At 61.2% G+C, this 575-nt stretch carries 1 protein-coding gene; it reads right to left on the bottom strand.

Annotated features, from left to right (window positions below):
* On the bottom strand, positions 1-575 hold a 575-nt coding region (locus HMPREF0372_RS20865), incomplete at both ends, for a recombinase family protein (protein ID WP_007494433.1).

The raw sequence follows: 575 nt of genomic DNA, 5'->3' as shown, positions 1-575 counted from the left end.
CTTGCCCCGGCCGGTGGGGGTGCTCTTTCGCGTGTCGCCCGCCTTGGCGTTCCGCCGAGCCATCTCCAGCTGGACAGCGTCGAAGGTCTCCCGACTGACGATACCCTCATGGTGGTTTTGAATCAGGTATTTGGGGAGCTGTCCGGTATTGGGGATCACCTTCTTGCTGATGCAGTCCTGGATGAAGTTCTTCTGGAGCAGGACGTCCCCGCAGTATTTCTCGTTGGTCAGGATGCTCCTGATATGGGATGCCATCCACTCTGCTTTTCCGGAGACCGTGGGAATTCCCTGGCCCTCCAGGGCCGCCTTGATCTCCCGGATGCTGTCCCCGGCCAGATAGCGGTCATAGATGAAGCGGACGGTCTCCGCCTGCTCCGGCACGATCCTTGGCTTGCCGTCGGGGCCCTTCTCATAGCCCAGCAGCTGCTTGTACTGCATGGCGACATGGCCGGATTTCATGGCCTGACGCTTGCCCCAGCGCGCCCGGCTACTGGTGCTCTCGCTCTCGGCCTGGGCGAAAGCCCCGTGCAGGGTGATCAGAAACTCGCTCTCCGGGTAGATGGAGTTGATGTTCT

The organism is Flavonifractor plautii ATCC 29863, assembly GCF_000239295.1.
Classification (GTDB): Bacteria; Bacillota; Clostridia; order Oscillospirales; family Oscillospiraceae; genus Flavonifractor; species Flavonifractor plautii.
The sequence above is the reverse complement of the archived record's forward strand: the minus strand, read 5'-3'. Positions and strand labels throughout refer to the sequence as shown.